The organism is Bacillus rhizoplanae (assembly GCF_917563915.1).
Lineage (GTDB): Bacteria > Bacillota > Bacilli > Bacillales > Bacillaceae_G > Bacillus_A > Bacillus_A rhizoplanae.
In genome coordinates this window covers 144,103-162,333 of the sequence record NZ_CAKJTI010000008.1, presented here as the reverse complement: position 1 = coordinate 162,333, position 18,231 = coordinate 144,103, and the positions used below count along the sequence as shown (strand labels likewise).

Here is an 18,231-nt window from a genome sequence, read left to right as displayed (position 1 = left end):
TTCCTCACTTTGCATGAAATATAATTTCTATATAACTAGAAATTAATAAAATAGTAATACATACATTAATGAACCGAAAGACACCCGTTTTGCGTCGATCAGACATTTGTTTTTGTTGACACAGTGTGTGCGTCATGAAATTCGTATAAACTAGAACAATAAGTGCAAAAACGATAAATATAATTGTCACGAGGAGAGTCCTCCCTTGGCGAAAATACATATAATTGAATCTATTGTATCATACGATATTTTGTTCGTGTTATAAAATTCTGAAATAGAGAAACTTGTATTAGAAAGAGAGGGAAGAAAATGGACGTTGTCAAACGCTTAGAACAAGCAGAATATTATGTATCGCTTCTTTTTAATATGATAGATGAACAAAAGTGTCCATTTTACTCTTTAATTATAAAGAAGAAAGTGATGAGACGTGATGTAGATCGTTTGTTAGTTCTTTGTGAAGAAATGAACGAGCAATACATAATCGAAAAGCAAGAAGGTTTACTTTTATTTGATGAATTGTTGACTAAATTTGAAAAAGCGCTTCCACGAAGCCTCGAAGGAAAAGAGACTGCAGAAGCGCTTGAGCGTCAAGGTTTATTTCAACCATTAATGCGAGAATTTATACGTATGATGGCATTAAAAGAATGAATTTAAAATTTTTTAACAAGTTTTTCATCGAGCTCTGTAAAATTGTCCTCGATATTATCCAGGGATTTCTCGAAAATGTCGATAAAATCTTGCCCGTAAATATTTCGTAAAATGGCGATTAATTCGATATTTTCTGGGAATTTACCATAAAAATTACGAAGAGCTAAAGCGCCATTAAAGACAGAATTACTTTCAGGATCATATTCCTCCATTAATTGCAGCAGCAATTCTTCCCCTTTATCTGTAATCTCAATGTACGTGTTTCGTTTATCATCTTCTTTTTTTGAAAATATAAGTAAACCGCGCTCTTCTAGTTTTTTAGAGAAGTTAAAAGCTGTGGATACGTGCATTACGCCGAACTTTGCAATTTCTGAAATAGAAGCCCCTTTTAAATGATACGCAATCCATAAAATGTGATGCTCATTAATGTTTAAATCGTATGGTTTAATCCATTGCTGCCAATCTTTTTCTACACATTTCCATAATGCTTTTGATAATTGAGCGATGCGTTGACTGAAAATCATCGCTTCTTTTATCGAATAACTTTTTTCCCCGCTTTTCATTCGTTCACCCACTTTATACAATTCTTATTCATTAGTATCTATTATGCCAGTAAAATAAAAATTAATAAAGTCTTTTTGTTAGAATTGTGAAAATTTTTCGTAAAAGTGACAAAACTATACAAATTCCGAGTGAATTTGGAAGCGTTTCATTGTGGAATAGATTAAAGATTAACGTAATTTTATTCTCATTTGCATGAAAAAAGGAAACAGTGTAATTGTATAAAAAATACGGCACATGTATGTCATGTGCCGTGTAAGAGAAGAGCGGAATCAAAAATATTTGTTATATACGAAAAATTACGCTTTATCCGGAACTGCTTGTTGTAATTTTTCAATTGATTTTTGAATGTCTTCAATTTCTTGTTCAATATGGCGCTTGTTTTGAGAAATATCTTGTCTCCATGTAGAGAATGTTTCGTGCATATCATTTTTTAATTCTTGAATTACTTCTTTTCCTTCAGAAGCTGTTTCAACAATTTGTCGTTTTAATAATTTAGTATCTGTTGTAATATCAGATAATGTTTTCTTTATATCATTTCTTTTTTCTTTTAACTTACTTCGCATATCTTTTCCAGATGAAGGAGTGGAAAAGAGCACAGCAAGTCCAGCAACAGCTCCGCCACAAATGACGCCAGTTAGAAAGAATTTAGATTTTGACATAAAAAGGACCTCCTTAATTGATTCAACCAACCATCAGCGGGAAAAGCATCCGCTGATGGAAGTTTTACTTTATCGTTATACTCATGATGTGTAAAAACGTGCATATGCATAAGACAAGGGGGGAGAAAAGTGAAATGGATTACAACAATTTGTTTTATTGTCAGTCTTTTCTTTCTTGTACGAGCAATGCAATTACTTTTTATTTTAAAACAGAAAAGATCGTATCCGCCAATACTTTTGGTGAAACAACAAGCTGTTAGGTTCGCTTTCATTGGCGGGATATGTATGGTATGTACAATTTTATTGTACATACTACAATAGGTTATCTATTCAGATGAAACGGTTAGCCTGTTTTAATATGTTATATAAGAAAGATTATCTGCAAAATCTGAACTTTTCAACTCATCAGTCCCGATGAAAGTGTTATACTACTTTACACTAGTTGCAATTGTGTTTGCAATGTTGTGTAACTCTTCCATTGTGTAATCACCTTGATGAGATTTCCACACAGCGCCAAATCCGTCTTTTCCGCCGTAGCGTGGAATTAAATGAAGATGGAAGTGAAAGACAGTTTGGCCTGCTTTTTCTCCGTTATTATTTAATAAGTTAAAGCCAACTGGATTGTACTCGGTTTTAATAGCGTTCGAAATTTTTGGAACGACAGAGAAAATGTGTGCAGCAATTTCTGATGTTAACGCAAATACATCTTGTTTATGTGCTTTTGGAATTACGAGTGTATGTCCTTTTGTAACTTGGCTAATATCTAGAAAAGCGAGTACATGCTCATCTTCATATACTTTTGCGCAAGGAATTTGCCCTTCAATAATTTTACAAAAAATACAATTATCTGCTGTATGATTCATATTCCTCATCCTTTCAGTGGTCTTAGCCGTATTTTACCATAATTACATAGTAGAAAAAACACGAAAAGCAGGAAGCTAATTAAGCTTCCTGCCTTCTGAAGAAGGGTTGAAAAAGCGTTTTCGTTTAATCTACCTTTAACAGACACCTCATTTATTAGGAAATGCGTGGTAATTCGACATCTACTCTGCCGTCGACACCCCATTTACAATGAAATGATGTTGCAATCCTTCTGAAATGACTTGTTTATTTTATAAAACAGCATCTACTCTCCTCGAGACACCCCGTTTCTAAAATTAAACAATTATCTGCTCCGTGTAAACTCACTCACTTTGTCCATTATAGACACCCCATTTCATGATGATTTCGCTATGCTGTGTTCATCACTTTTATGGTTGCTTTTTCAATGTGTTCCTTCCTCACTAATTATGATGTCCGCTTTTGTAAAAGTTATGTAAAGGAAATTTTTTCTTTTTATAAAAGTTCCGTACTATGTAGGAGCTTTAATTTTTTGGTAAGATGATTACACATACATAAAGAAGAAAGTGGTGTCATATGGAACAATTATTGCGAGTGGAAAATGTCACAGGTGGATATACAAAACGGCCTGTATTGCAAAATATTTCATTCTCCGTTAAGAAAGGAGAACTTGTCGGTTTAATTGGTTTAAATGGTGCAGGCAAGAGTACAACAATTAAGCACATTATCGGATTGATGGAGCCGAAACAAGGTCACATTATGATTAACGGTAAGACATTAAAAGAGGATATGACAGCATATCGCTCTAGCTTCTCATTTATTCCAGAAACACCTGTGTTATATGAAGAGTTAACATTAGAAGAGCATTTAAAGTTAACGGCAATGGCATATGGCGTTGAGGAAAAAGAATATGAAGAACGTGTAGGAAAACTGTTAAAAGAGTTTCGCATGAAAAATCGTTTAAAGTGGTTTCCATCCCATTTTTCAAAAGGGATGAAACAAAAAGTAATGATTATGAGCGCTTTTTTAGTACAACCTTCTCTCTATATTGTGGATGAACCGTTTATTGGATTAGACCCGTTAGCCATTCAATCGCTTTTGCAAATGATGGATCAAATGAAGAAAAGCGGTGCTGGCATTTTAATGAGTACACACATTTTAGCAACAGCAGAGCGTTATTGTGATTCGTTCATTATTTTGCATCAAGGTGAAATTCGTGCACAGGGCACACTTGAAGAGCTGCAACAGCAGTTTAACATGCCGGGTGCAACGCTTGATGATATTTACATTGCACTAACGAAGGAAGAAGATGCTGATGAATAGTAAAAAGTTATGGAGAGAACGATTTCGTCATTTTTTAAAAGAGATTCGTACATATAGTAAATATGTATTTAATGATCATTTAAAATTTATTTTTGTATTTATCATCGGTGCGGGTGCATATTATTATCAGCAATGGTTACAAACATTAACACCTTCATTTCCAGCAGCATTTGTTATAGCAGTTCTATTAGGCCTTGTATTAACAGCAGGATCGATTCAAACGTTATTAAAAGAAGCGGATCTTGTATATTTACTGCCGGTAGAAGAAAAATTAAAAGCATATTTCACAAAAGCATTTCAATTTACGTTTCTCATCCAGCTGTATATAGTAGCGATGGCAAGTGCGGCGATTGCCCCGCTCTATTTCCAGCAGATGAAACAATCCGGAACAACATACATAGTAATTGTGTTCGCTATTGTGTTAAGTAAAGCTTGGAATTTATTTGTCACTTGGGAAAAGTCTTATATGACGGATAACCGTATTCATCTCATTGACTGGTTGGTCCGTTTTGTGCTTAACTTTTTCTTTGTGTATTTCCTTGTAGCGCGCGCTTCGGCCATTTATATGGGAGCAATCGTTTTTGCAATGGTGGTTTATCTTGTATTTTTGCAGCGAAAAGTAAAAGGAAAACCGCTGAACTGGGAATACTTAATTGCTGAAGAAGGAAAGAAAATGTTATTGCTATACCGCATTGCCAATATGTTTGTCGATGTGCCAGCGTTAAAGGAACGTGTATCTCGCCGGAAATGGCTTGATTTTATTCTCAATACCGTACCAGAAAAACGACCATATTTATTCTTATTTGTTCGTACGTTTTTACGTTCAGGAAATTATCTTGGGCTGTATGTTCGTCTACTTATAATTGGCAGCTTGATTTTATACTTTGTTCCATTTCTATATGCACGTCTTATTGTCAGTGTCGTGTTTTTATATTTAATTGGCTATCAGTTGTTAAGCTTATGGAAGCATCATCGTTTGAAGGTATGGCTTGATTTATATCCTGTCCCAGAGGAAGCGAAGATGAAGGATTTTCTCGCATTATTATGTGCTATCCTTTGCGTAGGTGGTGTCATTTTCACCGTGCTATTTGCGGTTGCAACGAAGGATATGATGATGACAGGAATTGTATTTCTTGAAAATATGTTATTTAGCGTTGGATTTGTATATCAATACGGAGCAAAGCGTTTACAGCGCCTATCCCGCATTAACGGGCAGTAAAACCCCTACTTATGGAAGTTTCATTTTATCCCGCACTTAAAATATAGGTGAAAAAATCTGATGAATGGAAGTTTCACCGTATATTGAAAGGAAGAAAAGTATGACTGAATATGAACAAAAGGTCATCTTAGAATTGCAGCAGTGGAAAAGAAAGATTGTGAAAAACTCTTCCGCAATGACACGTTTTTCCAAAGCAATGCAAACGAAAGTGCAGCAATTCATTCCAACAAAAGTGCAAAACATACTAACAGAGACGATTAAAACGATGGTGCAAGGAATTAGCATTGGTTCAAATTTCATCAAACCGAAGTTAAAAGAAACGGATTGGTCACTGCAAAGAAGAGATGAAGAAGTGCTAAAGAAAATGGAGGAGTATAAGAGGGTTGCAGCAGCGGAAGGAGCTGGGACAGGAGCAGGAGGTTTCTTGCTCGGTCTTGCTGACTTTCCGCTTTTGCTTAGCATTAAAATTAAATTTTTATTTGATGCGGCAACGCTGTACGGCTATGATACGAGTAAAAAAGAAGAACGGTTATTCATTCTTCACGTATTCCAGCTCGCTTTCTCAAGTGATGATCATCGGAAAGAAATATGGAAGGCTATTGAAACGTGGGATACGAATATAGAAAATCATATTGATTGGGAGAAATTTCAGCAAGAATACCGGGATTATATTGATTTAGCCAAGATGTTGCAGCTTGTACCAATCATCGGTGCGCCGGTAGGGGCGTACGCGAACTATCAACTTTTACAGCGGCTCGGTGAAGTGACAATGAACTGTTATCGGTTGCGCTTCTTGCAGCAAAAAGGGATGATATAACATGGAAACTTTCGTATCTATATGAATACTCCCCCACTTAGCAAAGCTTGAAGTGGGGGTTTCTAACGTTTCGACCTAACGGACGATTAACGTCAGTGGAGTTAACACACTAGCGAGCTGTTTCACGCCTAACCCCTCTATCCCGTTTGTCCATGCATTCGGGACTACTTTTCGTAAAATATTAGCCGCAGCATTTACGTCTGCGTTGATTTCGATTCCTTTTGCAGAACGATACATACCACGCTTCATTCGTTTTCCTGAAAACGTTGCATTTTGGTCATTTGTTCCATACGTTGGAATAAAGTCATGATCTAGAAAACTTGCTTTTGATGTGTAAGATTCCTCGGTTACAATAACTTGAATGCCTACTGCATTTGCTTTGTATGTAATCATTTGAATCAATACACTATGCGAGATATGGCAAAACGTTTGGTTATTTTTCTTTCCCATATTCGTTTCTTGCTTCCAACTTTTGTTTTGACCAATAACGATTTTGCAAACTTCCTCTTCTTGAGCTAGTTTTACAATATGGTGACTAGCTTTATGGAAGATGTCCTTTATTTTCAGGTAACGCTTTTGATGAAGTTTTTCTATTCTTTTAGAAGTAAAAGGTCCTTCCTTTGTTTGTTTACCTTTCCTGAGAACACTTGTAAAATGGCTCTTCATTTTATTGTAATATTGATTTATGCTTTTGACATGTTTGCCCTTAACAAGTACAGGTTTCATACCTGTGTTTGTTACAATGGTTGCAAGATTATCAATACCTAAATCAATACTCATATAACGCCCATTCTCTTCAACGGATTGTTGTTCTAAAGGAACATCTACCACCAATTCCACTACATACTCATTGTATTTTGGAATGACACGAACTTGCTTCAATTTACCTTCAGTAAACCCTAATTTCCCAATGTTTAATTGCAATTTTGTCTTTGGAAACTTTAAAAACTTATCATTTTTAATGACACAATCTTGATTTGTATACAGAATCTCTTTTTCAGAAGAACGAATATATTTTGGAATTCTAGGTCTTCCAGTATATTTATTTGGATTCTTTTTATAATCTTTTAAACTAGCAAAAAAAGACTTCCAATTTTGGAATACATTTTTCATGATTGATTGACTAGATTGCGTAGGCAAAGCACGATAATCATTTTGAACGATAACCTTAAACAACGCATCCAGAAAATTACAATCTACATAAGGATTTTCTGTAGTTGGTTCTGAAAATAAGTTGCATTTTACTTCTTTTTGTTTTTCTTTTGGCTTCAATTTTTCTTTTTCTAATTTCTTTTGATAGGCAAGAAGTTGCATATCATTCATCTTCCCAATGTTTTTATCAATTGTATCCAAAACTTCTCTTTGTAAAGGTTGCAACTCCTTATCTTGTGTCAGACCTGTATACACTTGTCGTATATAAAAGTTTGTCGTGTTGTACATATTCTTAGCATTTTGACATGATTCTTGAAAATAAGAATACATACGATGCCCTTTTTTAATCCAAATCTGAAGAGCTTTATAATTTGTTTGATTTTCCATTGTCATTTTTCACCTCCTTGTTAAGGGTATTATAACAAAATAAGAACGTATGTTTCTGTTATTTTTTGAACATAAAATATTTTTTTCGATTCATCTCATCACCTTCACATATGTTTAGAGGTGGGAGTCCTCTCGAAAGGTATGATAGATGCGAAAGTTTTTTTGTAGCCATTTAAAGGAAAACATTCCCTTTAAATGGCTTGTTTTCCAATTATGTTTTTAATATGATTAATACAGCTTGCTAACTTATATATTCATAGAAAAAGATGTGCTAGATTATAAAATAGAGGTGAAACGATGCAACCATTAGAAAATCAAATTCATTCCAGCATGGTACGGGTATGGCAAATTAGCTCGCTCATTACATCTGGAGTCGGTCTTATTATTACAATTGCTTATTTTATATTTATGATTAAATTTGATTGGACAGGCTGGATATTTGGTGCGCTTGTAATCGCGCTTCTTGGGTATGCGCCGCTCGGTTATATGTATCTCCCAAGTTTACGTCAACGCTATTATAGTTATGAGTTAAATGAAGAGGAAATAGAAATTCAAAAAGGGATGTTTACAGTAGAGCGAGTGCTTGTACCGATGATTCGTATTCAGCACATAACGATTGAACAAGGTCCAATTATGCGTAAGTATGGCTTAACAGAATTAAAAGTATCTACAGCTGCAATGACGCATGGTATTCCTGGTTTAACGATGAGAGAAGCAGAACAATTAAAACGCCAAATTTCTGAACTGGCGAAGGTAAGTGATGAAGATGTATAAGAGACAACATCCAATTACCATTTTATTCGAATTAAAGATTAAAGATCTTCTGCCAACATTTCTACTTCTTTTTAGTACGAAAGGTAAATTTCCATTTTGGTATTTGATTCCATTTGGGATTTTCGCGTTTACCATCCTTTCTACTATGATTGAATGGTATTACAAAGTGTATTGGATTGAAAATAATACTCTACATATTAAACATGGATTATTTGTGAAAAAAGAAAGCTACTTAAATAAAGAGCGTGTGCAAACAATCACTACAAGCTCCAATGTTGTCTATCAATTGTTAGGTTTAACGAAATTAAAGATTGAAACGGCTGGTGGAGGTCATGAACCAGAGGTAAGCTTAGCAGGGATTACAAATGACGAGGCAAAGCATTTAATTTCTCTTCTAAATGAAGAAGCGAAAATAGAAAATCAGTTAGAAGAAGAACAGCATGCACAAACGAATGAAACAAATACAGCTGTTTATAAACTAACAGTAAAAGAAATTCTCCTTGCATCTGTTACATCCGGTCAGTTTGGCTTGTTATTTTCATTTCTTTTCATATTTGCGCAAGAGCTAAAAGATTATCTTCCGCAGTATCTTATCCATACAGTCGAAAAGTATGTGGAAGATAGTGATATATATGGCTGGATGTATATGGCGGCTATTTTACTTGTATTTTCATGGGTTATTTCAACACTTTCATATGCATTTAAACATGCGAATTTTACTGTTTATCGAAGAGGAGATGAAATTCGCATTTCGCAAGGGTTATTTGAGAAAAAGGAACTTGTGTTAAAGTTACACCGGATCCAAGCCATTACGATTAAAGAAGCACTGCTTCGACAACCGTTTGGTTATTGCTCGGTGCACGTAGAAGTGATTCAAAGCGTTGGAAAAAATGAAATGAATGTCACGCTGCATCCCCTTATGAGAAAAAAGGACGTGCAACAATTATTTGAGCACTTGCAATTACCATACAAAATAGAGGAGCATGTAACACATTTACCAAAGGCTGCACTGCGTCGCTATCTCATTAATAGTTGGATTATTTGTATGATATTTGCAATACCAATTGCTGGAGTCAGTATATATTTTAAACAATATATGGGATTATTTGTGCTAATTCCATTGTTTATTCTTTTTACAGCTCTTGGATATGGAAAATTTACAACAGGCGGATACGCGCTGCAACCTAATCAGCTCACAATTGTATATCGCGGCATTGCTAAATATACAGGACTAGTGAGAAAAAGACATATTCAATCGATGAAGAAAAGTCAGTCTTACTTCCAGCGTAAAGATCAATTGTGTACGTATATGTTTGCGGTTGCGTCATCAGGTGCAGGACGGCATTATGAATTAAAACATACCAGATTAGAAGATGCAGAGAAGATGCATAGTTGGTATAAGAAGAAGGCAGAAATTTGATAGAGTTAGAAAGAGATGTAAGCCGAAGGAGAGGCTTGCATCTTTTTTTTATTTTTTATCAAACCAATCAAACTTTTCTATCGTTACCTTAAATATAAATAAAAAATTAAAGGAGGAGTCAGTATGAAAGCATGGCAATGTGTTGTATCCATATTAGCGAGCATTTTTTTATTAACAGCGTGTAATAGCGATAAGGAAGAAGGGGCTCAAAGTAAGAAAACGAGTGGAGAAAACGTGAGTGAAGTTTCTAGTAATAAAGAGGAATCTCCTAGTTTACAATTATTAGAGAACGATAAGGTTGGAAAATACTTAGCAGATTCAAACGGAAAGACACTCTATTATTTTGCAAAAGACACAGCTAAGGTAAGTAATTGTAGTGGTGACTGTGTAAAACTTTGGCCGCCATTTGCTGTAAAAGATTTTGAAGTGCCAAAAGGATTTGATAAAAAAGACTTTGCTACGATAACAAGAGAAGATACGAAAGAACAACAAGTAACGTATAAAGGATATCCCCTTTACTATTTTGCCAACGATAAATCAAAAGGAGATATAAATGGACAAGGGGTTAAAGATATATGGTTTGTGCTGAATAGTGAAACTACATTTAAACAGTGATAAAGTAAAACTTCCATCAGTGGGGGTCTTACTGCCCGCGAATAGCGGGATAAGTGTTCTGTTAAAAGGAGCGACCAACGTTGTTGGTGGTTCCTATTTTTCTTCCTGAATTATATAATTAAATAAATTACAAATTATCAGAAATGAATGAAAAAACAGGGAGTGCAGGTGGGAATGAAAGAAAAAAATGATTATGAGTTAATGCAATTAGTAAAAAGGAACTATCGTCCCGCATTAGAAGAACTATATGAACGATATATTAAGCTGACATATAGTTTCACTTTTAAATTTTTTCAGGGAAATGAAGACAAAACAAAAGAAGTTGTTCAATTAGTGTTCTTAAAACTTTGGACAACTAAAAGTATGTATAATCCTTCAAAAGGTGATTTCGTAAATTGGATACTTACGATTACGAGGAATATATGTATTGATTATGTCCGAAAAGAAAATAAAGAACTTATGTATAGGAAGTTTGATGATGCTGAAAAACCTATACATATAGCAGATTCAAAGAATGAAATCGAGAAAAGGCTGCACAGTGTTGAAATTCAAAAGGCAAAGCAGAATTTGTCTACGTCTCAAAAAAGATTAATTGACTTGCTATATTGGAAAGGTTATTCCCTTAGTGAGATTGCTAAAATGGAAGATGAGCCATTGGGAACCATTAAAAGTCGTCTTCATCAATCTTTAAAGCAATTAAAAAAATATCTAGAATAGAGGGGATAGTATGGAGAGAGAATGTGAGCATTTATTATCTTACGTTACGAATACATTTGATGATAGAGAACAAAAAAAGTTTAAAGAACATTTAAAGACATGCCCGAAATGTCAAGCTGAGTATCAATCAATGCAGCCAGCTTGGGAAGCGCTGCATTTCGATTTTGAGGAGAAAGAAGTACCGGCAACATTAAAAGCGGAAGTGTTTGATTTTATATTTGCACAAGAACAAACGAATGGAGATAACATAGTAACAGCGAAATTGAAAGAATGGACGGCTTTATTAAAAAAACAATTTACACCGTTGGCAACAGGATTACTAGTAACAATGTTAGTGATTACAGTAGCATTAACAATCGAAAATTCACAATTAAAAATACAACCTTTAGCTAAACATGAATTAAACAATGATCCAATTGAAGTAATTTCTACTCGTCCATTAGTATCAACCGATCAAAATCATGAAAATACAAAGGGGTATATGTTTGTTATACAACAAGGAAATAAGAAAAAATTAGTTGTACAAGCTGATCATTTGCCACAAGTAAAAAATTCAGAAGTGTATCAAGTTTGGTTATTAAAAGATGGAGAAAGAAAAAACGCTGGAATATTTAAACCTGATGAAACTGGTTCAGGACTTCTGACATATGAAATTTCACAAACACAGTCCTTTGATAATATCGGTATTACACTTGAACCAGATTCGAATAGTACGAAACCTCTTGGCAAAAAGGTACTCGGAACATAAAACATATGTTACAGTGAATTCGATTTTCTTATAAAGTGAAATTTTCATCAGTGGGGCATGAAGAAAACCCCCACTGATGGAAGTTTCACTTTATTTTTTTCACTATACCAAGACTTTTAAAAACCTTCGAAGATGATACATAAAGGGCATGTTTTTTCAAATAATAAACGTACCATCATTTGGAAAGAAGGGTGAGGCGTGAAGAATACAAAGATGTTTCTCATTGGCTTTGTTTCAATTTTTATATTTGCAATTGTTCTATATAAACTGATTATATTTGCTGGTGGTTATATGATGGATGAAAAGCGTCTTGTATTTCACTCTTCATCACGTATCGTTGATCAGAAAGGTAAAGAAATCACGAAACTTTACGTGGAAAATCGCGAATTGGTACATATTGAAGATATCCCAACATTTGTTCAACAATCGTTTTTAGCTGTTGAAGATTCACGTTTTTATAAACATCATGGTGTTGATTTTTCTTCTATTATACGAGCGCTTTATAGAGATATTTTAGCTGGAGAGAAAGTAGAAGGCGGGAGTACGATTACACAGCAGCTTGTGAAAAATGTCTTTTTATCACATGAAAAAACGTTATTTCGCAAAATGAAGGAAGTCGCAATTGCGTTTCACTTGGAGCAGAAATATACGAAGCAGCAGCTTCTAGAAATGTATTTAAATCATATTTATTTTGGGCACGGGGCATATGGCATTCAAGCAGCTGCAAAATTTTATTTTAATAAAGACGCACAGCAGTTAACGGTCGAAGAAGGTGCGATGCTCGCGGCTCTTCCGAAGGCACCGAATAGCTATTCTCCGTTTTTGCATCCTGAAAAAAGTAAGGAACGCCGGGATTTAATTTTATCGTTAATGCATAAGCAAGGATATTTATCGGCAGAAGAAACAGTTCGTTATCAAGGAAAAACGATTGCTCTTCATACAAATCGAAATGAACAGGAGCTTGCTTATATGCCATATATCGATATGGTAGTCGATGAAGCAGCTCGTACGTATGGATTATCTCATCAAGAAGTATTACGCGGAGGATATACATTTGTTGTTGCGATGGATGACAAGATGCAAAAGGTAGCGTATGAACAATTGCAAAATATCCGTAATTTTCCAATGCAAGACGATGAGATACAAGGTGCTGTTCTCTTAATGGATAGTAAAACAGGTGGGATAAGAGCCGCAGTTGGAGGAAGGCATTACATAGCACGCGGGTTAAATCGAATTTACACAAAGCGGCAGCCGGGATCTGTATTAAAGCCGCTTCTCGTATATGCACCAGCACTTGAAACGAAAAAATATACACCGTATTCTTTATTAACAAATGAACAAAGTTCGTTTGATGGCTATGAACCGCGCAATTACAACAATCAATATTCGAAGGAAGTAACGATGTATGATGCGCTATTAGAATCGGCAAATGTCCCAGCTGTATCTCTTCTGCATGAAATTGGAGTGGAAGAAGGAATGCGATACTTAGAAAAAGGAGATATCTATATTCCTGAACACGGTCTTAGTACTGCGCTTGGCGGTTTAAAAGAAGGAGTTTCCCCATTTGAACTTGTGAAAATGTATCGTGCATTTGTAGAGGGTGGAAAAATCGTTGAACCGCATGTAATTGAGAAGGTGTTGAATCGACACGGAGAAATCATTGGACAAGCAACAGGCAAAGAAATAAAAATTTTTTCTAAGCAAACTGCTTGGTATATGACAAAAATGCTTGAAGGTGTTGTGAAAGAAGGAACTGCACAAGATGGTGTATATAAAGGAGCACTTGCCGGGAAAACAGGAACAACCTCTTTGCCAAATCAAGAAAATGGAGCAAGAGATGTTTGGTTTGTTGGTTATACACCAGATTTAGTTGGGACTGTTTGGATGGGGTATGACCGCACCGATGACAAACATTATGTGCGTGGCAGCAGTGCCTATCCAACAAACCTATTTAAAACCATTTTAGCGAAAGTAAATGTACAAGGTGAAAAGAAATTTGCACAGCCGCGCGGTGTTGAAACAATTGGAATGCCGATTCGCTTAAGTAAAGTGGATGGTTTAGAAGCTAAGTTAACGTTTACCCCGCTTGGTTTGTTTACGGCAAAACTAACATGGAATCAACTTTCTGATAAGAGAGTTCAATATCGAATTTATAAAATAGACAATGGGAAAGCAACTCATATAGATACAGTAACTGGAAAAGGCGAATATGAAGTAAAGTTTATGAACGTTTTTAAAACACCGCGTTTTTATGTTGTACCATTTAATCCGCAAACGAATCGAGAAGGAGAAAAAACAAAAGAGGTTAAGCCGTAAATTCAGCTTGTGCTATAATGAAAATGTTCCGAAAAAAGAAGGGATTTAGACATATGTTTGTGTCAATTTCATGAACATCGTACATAATGTTGTACATTTTGTTTTTACAGATTGTATATTAAGGAAAGAAAAAAAAGATAGGGTTCGTTAGCTGCATTAGAAAAGAAGGGGGAACAGGGTTTTGGTACGACAAATTAATGAAACATTTTTACAAGCATGCAGAGGAGAGCGTACTGATTATGTACCAGCATGGTATATGCGCCAAGCGGGTCGTTCTCAGCCGGAATACAGAAAGATTAAAGAAAAGTATTCTTTGTTTGAAATTACACATCAGCCAGAGCTTTGTGCTTACGTAACGAAGCTGCCTGTTGATCAATATAACGTTGACGCTGCTATTTTATATAAAGATATTATGTCACCGCTTCCAGCGATTGGTGTGGATGTAGAGATTAAATCTGGAATTGGGCCTGTTATTGATAATCCTATTCAATCGCTGCAAGATGTAGAAAAATTAGGAGAAATTCATCCTGAAGATGATGTTCCATATGTATTGGATACGATTCGTTTATTAACAACGGAAATGCTTGATGTTCCACTAATCGGATTTTCAGGAGCACCGTTTACGCTAGCAAGTTATATGATTGAAGGCGGGCCGTCTCGGAATTATCATAAAACGAAAGCGTTTATGTATGCAGAGCCGAAAGCATGGTTTGCGCTAATGGATAAGCTTGCAGATATGACGATTACGTATTTAAAAGCGCAAATTAATGCTGGTGCAAAAGCAATCCAAATTTTCGATTCTTGGGTTGGTACAGTAAATGTTGCGGATTACCGCTTATATATTAAACCGGCAATGGAGCGTATTTTCACAGAGCTTCGTCCTATGAATGTACCGCTTATTATGCACGGTGTTGGAGCGAGTCATTTAGCAAATGAATGGCATGACCTGCCGCTTGATGTTGTTGGTCTGGACTGGCGTCTGCCAATTGAAGAAGCGCGTGCTCGCGGTATTCAAAAGGCTGTGCAAGGAAATCTAGATCCATCTATTTTACTGGCACCGTGGGATGTTATTGAGGCGCATGTAAAAGCGATTTTAGACCAAGGGATGAAACAGCCGGGATACGTATTTAACTTAGGGCATGGTGTATTCCCAGAGGTGAATCCAGAGACGTTAAAACGTATGACTGCATTCATACACGACTATTCAAGAGAACAGTTGGCGAAGTAAAGGAGAAGCCCGCATGAAAAAGAAAATCGGTTTACTTGTGATGGCATATGGAACGCCATATAAAGAAGAAGATATTGAACGTTACTATACACATATTCGCAGAGGAAGAAAGCCAAGTACTGAAAGTTTACAAGAACTAACAGAACGCTACCGAGCAATCGGTGGCATTTCTCCTCTAGCGAAGATTACGCTTGAGCAAGCAACAAAATTAGAAACGTATTTAAATGAAATACAAGATGAAGTAGAGTTTAAAATGTATCTCGGTTTAAAACATATTGAGCCGTTTATTGAAGATGCTGTGAAGAATATGCACGAAGATGGAATTGAAGATGCAATTGCCCTTGTTCTTGCACCGCATTATTCTACATTCAGCGTAAAGTCCTATGTAGGAAGAGCGCAAGAAGAAGCAGAAAAGCTGGGTGGCTTGCAAATTCACGGTATTGACAGTTGGTATAAAGAACCGAAATTTATCGATTACTGGGTTAACCAAGTAAAAGCAACATATGAAACAATGACAGCGGATGAGCGTGAAAAAGCTGTTCTTATCGTATCAGCGCATAGTTTGCCGGAGAAAATCATTGCGCTTGGCGATCCGTATCCAGAACAATTAAGTGAAACGGCTGATTATATTGCGCGCGGAGCTGAAGTGGAAAATTATGCAGTGGGCTGGCAAAGTGCCGGTAATACACCAGATCCATGGATTGGACCAGATGTACAGGACTTAACACGTGAATTGCATGAGAAATATGGATACACTTCATTTGTATATGCACCTGTTGGATTTGTTGCAGATCATTTAGAAGTATTATATGACAATGATATTGAATGTAAAATTGTAACAGCAGAAATAAATGCAAATTATTATCGTCCAGAAATGCCAAATGCAAGTGCTGCATTTATTGCTTGTTTAGCAGATGTTGTTATGAAAAAGTGGAGTGCAATTTCATAAAGCGAGGAAGGAGGAAGCAGACTTGAAAAAGAAGGTAGTGATTATAGGTGGCGGGATTTCCGGCTTAACAACAGCATATTACTTACAAAAAGAAATTCGTGAACAAGGGCTGCCGATTGATACGATGCTTATTGAAGCGTCAGGTAGGCTCGGAGGGAAAATTCAAACACTCAGAAAAGACGGATTTACAATTGAACGTGGTCCAGATTCGTTCCTAGAGCGAAAAGAGAGTGCAGCACGGTTAGCACGGGAATTAAATCTTGGCGATGAACTTGTCAACAATGCAACAGGAAAATCGTTTGTCCTTGTAAATAATCGTTTGCATGGCATTCCAAGCGGTTCGATGATGGGGATTCCAACGCAAATTAAACCATTTGTATTTTCTGGGTTGTTTTCTCCTATCGGCAAGGTGCGAGCAAGCTTTGATTTTGTGATTCCTCGTTCTAAGCCAATATCGGATCAGTCACTCGGTCAATTTTTCCGTCGGCGTTTAGGAAATGAAGTGGTTGAAAATTTAATTGAGCCGTTGTTATCAGGTATTTATGCTGGGGATATTGATCAGATGAGTTTAATGGCGACATTCCCGCAATTCTATCAAGTAGAACAAAAATATCGTAGTATTTCGCTCGGTATGCGTACATTAGCACCGAAAAAGCCAAAGGACGCGAAGGCAAAAGGAATCTTTTTAACGTTGAAAACAGGATTACAATCCATTGTAGATGCAATTGAAGAGCGGTTAGAAGATGAAACGGTTATGAGAGGAACGCGTGTTGAAAAAATCACAAAAATTGCTGATGGTTATAGCATTATGCTTAGCAACGGCAAAGAAATAGAAGCAGATGCTGTTGTTATGGCTGCATCTCATAAATTGCTGCCAGCGATGTTTTCTCAATATAAACAGTTCCGCTCTTTCCGCAACATTCCATCTACGTCAGTTGCGAATGTTGCGTTAGCGTTCCCGAAAGAAGCGATTCAGCGCGATATTGAAGGAACAGGATTTCTTGTCTCTCGTAATAGTGATTTTACGATTACAGCATGTACATGGACGCATAAAAAATGGCCGCATACGACGCCGGAAGGAAAAGTGCTCTTGCGCTGTTATGTTGGGCGCCCTGGTGATGAAGCAATTGTGGAGCAGACAGATGAAGAAATGGTTCGTGTCGTGTTAGAAGATTTGCAAAAGACAATGGATATAACAGCTGAGCCAGAGTTTGCTGTTGTCAGCCGCTGGAAAGATGCGATGCCTCAATATACCGTTGGTCATAAAGAGCGTATGGAAACTTTAAAACAGTTCATGAATGAAGAATTACCTGGCATTTATTTAGCGGGAAGCTCTTATGCTGGCGCTGGATTGCCAGATTGTATTGATCAAGGCGAAGCAGCGGTGAAATATGTATTATCTTATTTAGAACAAACGAATCAAAAAGAGTTAATGGCACAATAGTAGGAGGGGCTGACCCAAAAGGCACGTAGGTGCCTTTTAGGGGTCAGCCCCTTTTTTACGTGTCCGCCGATATATCGGTGTTATTTATGATATATCGTCGCTTCGACAGAATATAAAGTGAAACTTCCTTTTGGGAACGTTTTTTCCCAGAAGGTTAGTTGAACCAATCGGGCTTTTACGGGCAGTGATTCCCCACCTATTTTCTTCGCTTTTCTCTGAATCTTAAGGTGGGGGTCTTACTGCCCGTTAATGCGGGATAAAGACCTTTTGACAATGTTCAACATGCGGGTAGTCGAGCCACTGGAACTGGATCATATCGAAAAAGGTCTGCTCCTTTCTTATTTGTGTACGAAATTAATTTTTTGTAAATTCTCACAAATGCAATATTCTTTATAAAGAATCCCTGCTATG

19 protein-coding genes are annotated in these 18,231 nt (G+C 36.3%); 14 read left to right on the top strand and 5 right to left on the bottom strand.

What is annotated here, in order from left to right:
- Nucleotides 1–4 precede the first annotated feature (4 nt).
- Complete coding sequence (locus tag LRP84_RS10710) at nt 5–220, bottom strand: hypothetical protein (RefSeq protein ID WP_230575064.1); 216 nt, start codon at nt 218–220, stop codon at nt 5–7.
- Nucleotides 221–309: 89 nt separating this feature from the next.
- Between LRP84_RS10710 and LRP84_RS10705 the strand changes: the two genes are divergently transcribed.
- Nucleotides 310–648: a DUF1878 family protein gene (locus LRP84_RS10705; protein WP_230575063.1), complete on the top strand. Its 339-nt coding sequence runs from the start codon at nt 310–312 to the stop codon at nt 646–648.
- A gap of 2 nt (nt 649–650) precedes the next feature.
- Here LRP84_RS10705 and LRP84_RS10700 read toward each other — a convergent pair whose 3' ends face one another.
- Nucleotides 651–1,211 carry an HTH-type transcriptional regulator Hpr gene (locus LRP84_RS10700; protein ID WP_230575062.1) on the bottom strand — a complete coding sequence of 187 codons (561 nt, stop codon included), beginning with the start codon at nt 1,209–1,211 and terminating at the stop codon, nt 651–653.
- Nucleotides 1,212–1,508: 297 nt separating this feature from the next.
- Nucleotides 1,509–1,871, bottom strand: a complete 363-nt coding sequence (locus LRP84_RS10695; protein ID WP_230575061.1) for a YtxH domain-containing protein — start codon at nt 1,869–1,871, stop codon at nt 1,509–1,511.
- Nucleotides 1,872–2,000: 129 nt separating this feature from the next.
- Here LRP84_RS10695 and yhzF point away from each other — a divergent pair, with 129 nt between their 5' ends.
- A complete protein-coding gene (gene yhzF / locus LRP84_RS10690) occupies nt 2,001–2,192 on the top strand; it encodes a membrane protein YhzF (protein ID WP_230575060.1) in 192 nt (63 codons plus the stop codon).
- Nucleotides 2,193–2,299: 107 nt separating this feature from the next.
- Here the strand turns inward: yhzF and LRP84_RS10685 are convergent, their stop codons facing one another.
- Complete coding sequence (locus LRP84_RS10685; RefSeq protein WP_230575059.1) at nt 2,300–2,734, bottom strand: HIT family protein; 435 nt, start codon at nt 2,732–2,734, stop codon at nt 2,300–2,302.
- Nucleotides 2,735–3,287: 553 nt separating this feature from the next.
- Here LRP84_RS10685 and LRP84_RS10680 point away from each other — a divergent pair.
- The 3 genes from LRP84_RS10680 (at nt 3,288) to LRP84_RS10670 (ending at nt 6,070) form a co-directional block, all read left to right on the top strand.
- Complete coding sequence (locus tag LRP84_RS10680; RefSeq protein ID WP_230575058.1) at nt 3,288–4,034, top strand: ABC transporter ATP-binding protein; 747 nt, start codon at nt 3,288–3,290, stop codon at nt 4,032–4,034.
- Nucleotides 4,027–5,253, top strand: coding sequence for an ABC transporter permease (locus LRP84_RS10675; RefSeq protein ID WP_230575057.1), 1,227 nt, complete (start codon nt 4,027–4,029; stop codon nt 5,251–5,253). The genes LRP84_RS10680 and LRP84_RS10675 overlap by 8 nt, the downstream gene beginning before the upstream one ends.
- Nucleotides 5,254–5,353: 100 nt before the next feature.
- Nucleotides 5,354–6,070, top strand: a complete 717-nt coding sequence (locus LRP84_RS10670) for an EcsC family protein (RefSeq protein WP_230575056.1) — start codon at nt 5,354–5,356, stop codon at nt 6,068–6,070.
- A 75-nt stretch (nt 6,071–6,145) separates the two neighbouring features.
- Here LRP84_RS10670 and LRP84_RS10665 read toward each other — a convergent pair whose 3' ends face one another.
- Nucleotides 6,146–7,615, bottom strand: coding sequence for an RNA-guided endonuclease InsQ/TnpB family protein (locus LRP84_RS10665; protein WP_230575055.1), 1,470 nt, complete (start codon nt 7,613–7,615; stop codon nt 6,146–6,148).
- A 291-nt stretch (nt 7,616–7,906) separates the two neighbouring features.
- Here LRP84_RS10665 and LRP84_RS10660 point away from each other — a divergent pair, with 291 nt between their 5' ends.
- The 9 genes from LRP84_RS10660 (at nt 7,907) to hemY (ending at nt 17,820) form a co-directional block, all read left to right on the top strand.
- Nucleotides 7,907–8,383 (top strand): PH domain-containing protein, encoded by a 477-nt coding sequence (locus LRP84_RS10660; protein WP_230575054.1) that lies wholly within the window; start codon nt 7,907–7,909, stop codon nt 8,381–8,383.
- A complete protein-coding gene (locus LRP84_RS10655; RefSeq protein WP_230575081.1) occupies nt 8,376–9,803 on the top strand; it encodes a PH domain-containing protein in 1,428 nt (475 codons plus the stop codon). Before LRP84_RS10660 ends, LRP84_RS10655 begins: the two co-directional genes overlap by 8 nt.
- A 123-nt stretch (nt 9,804–9,926) precedes the next feature.
- Nucleotides 9,927–10,418, top strand: coding sequence for a COG4315 family predicted lipoprotein (locus tag LRP84_RS10650; RefSeq protein ID WP_230575053.1), 492 nt, complete (start codon nt 9,927–9,929; stop codon nt 10,416–10,418).
- Nucleotides 10,419–10,592: 174 nt separating this feature from the next.
- Nucleotides 10,593–11,135 carry an RNA polymerase sigma factor gene (locus LRP84_RS10645; RefSeq protein WP_230575052.1) on the top strand — a complete coding sequence of 181 codons (543 nt, stop codon included), beginning with the start codon at nt 10,593–10,595 and terminating at the stop codon, nt 11,133–11,135.
- Nucleotides 11,136–11,145: 10 nt separating this feature from the next.
- Nucleotides 11,146–11,883: an anti-sigma factor gene (locus tag LRP84_RS10640; RefSeq protein WP_230575051.1), complete on the top strand. Its 738-nt coding sequence runs from the start codon at nt 11,146–11,148 to the stop codon at nt 11,881–11,883.
- 213 nt (nt 11,884–12,096) lie between these two features.
- Nucleotides 12,097–14,199 (top strand): transglycosylase domain-containing protein, encoded by a 2,103-nt coding sequence (locus tag LRP84_RS10635; protein ID WP_230575080.1) that lies wholly within the window; start codon nt 12,097–12,099, stop codon nt 14,197–14,199.
- A gap of 181 nt (nt 14,200–14,380) precedes the next feature.
- Nucleotides 14,381–15,427 carry a uroporphyrinogen decarboxylase gene (gene hemE, locus LRP84_RS10630; protein ID WP_230575050.1) on the top strand — a complete coding sequence of 349 codons (1,047 nt, stop codon included), beginning with the start codon at nt 14,381–14,383 and terminating at the stop codon, nt 15,425–15,427.
- A 13-nt stretch (nt 15,428–15,440) separates the two neighbouring features.
- Complete coding sequence (gene hemH / locus LRP84_RS10625) at nt 15,441–16,376, top strand: ferrochelatase (RefSeq protein ID WP_230575049.1); 936 nt, start codon at nt 15,441–15,443, stop codon at nt 16,374–16,376.
- A gap of 22 nt (nt 16,377–16,398) precedes the next feature.
- Nucleotides 16,399–17,820, top strand: a complete 1,422-nt coding sequence (gene hemY, locus LRP84_RS10620; protein WP_230575048.1) for a protoporphyrinogen oxidase — start codon at nt 16,399–16,401, stop codon at nt 17,818–17,820.
- The last annotated feature ends 411 nt before the right edge of the window (nt 17,821–18,231 follow it).

Coding starts and splice junctions, on each gene's coding strand:
- LRP84_RS10660 (WP_230575054.1), top strand. CDS start 7,907: ATGCAACCATTAGAAAATCAAATTCATTCCAGCATGGTACGGGTATGG.
- hemH (WP_230575049.1), top strand. CDS start 15,441: ATGAAAAAGAAAATCGGTTTACTTGTGATGGCATATGGAACGCCATAT.
- LRP84_RS10645 (WP_230575052.1), top strand. CDS start 10,593: ATGAAAGAAAAAAATGATTATGAGTTAATGCAATTAGTAAAAAGGAAC.
- LRP84_RS10695 (WP_230575061.1), bottom strand. CDS start 1,871: ATGTCAAAATCTAAATTCTTTCTAACTGGCGTCATTTGTGGCGGAGCT.
- LRP84_RS10635 (WP_230575080.1), top strand. CDS start 12,097: ATGTTTCTCATTGGCTTTGTTTCAATTTTTATATTTGCAATTGTTCTA.
- LRP84_RS10655 (WP_230575081.1), top strand. CDS start 8,376: ATGTATAAGAGACAACATCCAATTACCATTTTATTCGAATTAAAGATT.
- LRP84_RS10675 (WP_230575057.1), top strand. CDS start 4,027: ATGAATAGTAAAAAGTTATGGAGAGAACGATTTCGTCATTTTTTAAAA.
- LRP84_RS10700 (WP_230575062.1), bottom strand. CDS start 1,211: ATGAAAAGCGGGGAAAAAAGTTATTCGATAAAAGAAGCGATGATTTTC.
- LRP84_RS10650 (WP_230575053.1), top strand. CDS start 9,927: ATGAAAGCATGGCAATGTGTTGTATCCATATTAGCGAGCATTTTTTTA.
- LRP84_RS10685 (WP_230575059.1), bottom strand. CDS start 2,734: ATGAATCATACAGCAGATAATTGTATTTTTTGTAAAATTATTGAAGGG.
- LRP84_RS10665 (WP_230575055.1), bottom strand. CDS start 7,615: ATGACAATGGAAAATCAAACAAATTATAAAGCTCTTCAGATTTGGATT.
- LRP84_RS10680 (WP_230575058.1), top strand. CDS start 3,288: ATGGAACAATTATTGCGAGTGGAAAATGTCACAGGTGGATATACAAAA.
- LRP84_RS10670 (WP_230575056.1), top strand. CDS start 5,354: ATGACTGAATATGAACAAAAGGTCATCTTAGAATTGCAGCAGTGGAAA.
- LRP84_RS10640 (WP_230575051.1), top strand. CDS start 11,146: ATGGAGAGAGAATGTGAGCATTTATTATCTTACGTTACGAATACATTT.
- LRP84_RS10710 (WP_230575064.1), bottom strand. CDS start 220: ATGTATTTTCGCCAAGGGAGGACTCTCCTCGTGACAATTATATTTATC.
- LRP84_RS10705 (WP_230575063.1), top strand. CDS start 310: ATGGACGTTGTCAAACGCTTAGAACAAGCAGAATATTATGTATCGCTT.